Source organism: Pseudomonas sp. PS02303 (assembly GCF_029959925.1).
In the GTDB taxonomy this organism is placed as follows: domain Bacteria; phylum Pseudomonadota; class Gammaproteobacteria; order Pseudomonadales; family Pseudomonadaceae; genus Aquipseudomonas; species Aquipseudomonas mandelii.
In genome coordinates this window covers 1-915 of the sequence record NZ_JASCOM010000540.1, presented here as the reverse complement: position 1 = coordinate 915, position 915 = coordinate 1, and the positions used below count along the sequence as shown (strand labels likewise).

The following is a 915-nucleotide window of genomic DNA, read 5'->3' as shown; positions in this document are numbered from 1 at the left end:
GCTCGCGATAGCGATCTGTCGGATACAACGATGGTGAATTTCAGTCCGCTATCGCGAGCAGGCTCACTCCTACAAGGGATCTCATCGACGTTCCGCCATCGTAAATTCGTCCAGCCTGTTTAGTTTCGTTTACTTCCGGTGTCGCAATATCGGAAGACGCCCGCACAGCTTGTAGGCAAACTCCGAATCTCGTGTTTGGGCACTTTGCCGCCTTGTTGCGTTTTTCTTCGACGGGATACTCTCCGGACGTCGCTGACCATTCAGCGATCGGGCTTGGAAACCCGTCGGATCACAGCGCAACAGCACCTCCACATCGATTCCAGACGTTTTAACGACTGCGAACCTGGTGTTATGGCGGCTGTGCGTGGGACGCCTTCGGGCGTGCCGGTTCTATGGTCCCCGGTTTCCAACCTGCGTACAGCCGCCACCCATTCGCTTGGAAACGAACGTGGCGACTCCTCTAATGCTGGAGAATGACCATGACTAAAATTGATTCAACCGCGATCTCAGAATTAAAAACCATAGGCTACACCCCACTCATCTACTGCCCGGATCAGGCGCTATTCAACGTCCGCGCCGGCGTCCCCATCGTTGATGCCTTGTCACAAGCCTCTGACCTGCTGTTCCTCGGCAAATCATTCGCCGAGGATGCTGCCTACGCAAGAGACACCGACCGCCACGCCTGGGCCGCTCACTATCTGACGGCGATGGGCAAAGCCGTGATTGATGATGTTGTGAAGGTGCTGACGCCGCGACCGGCCCGGACGAAGACCGAATCAGAAGAAGGGCTGCCTGAGTGCCAGTAAGCGCACAGACATGAAACACCGCCGCCCCTTGTGGGAGCGAGCCTGCTCGCGAAGGCGTCGTGTCAGCCACTATCAAGGTTGGCTGATACACCGCTTTCGCGAGCAGGCT

Annotated in this window: 1 protein-coding gene; it reads left to right on the top strand. The window is 56.8% G+C overall.

What is annotated here, in order from left to right; all coding sequences use genetic code 11:
- The first annotated feature begins 479 nt into the window (after window positions 1-479).
- Window positions 480-806, top strand: a complete 327-nt coding sequence (locus QMX98_RS34755) for a DUF3077 domain-containing protein (RefSeq protein WP_010462680.1) — start codon at window positions 480-482, stop codon at window positions 804-806.
- The last annotated feature ends 109 nt before the right edge of the window (window positions 807-915 follow it).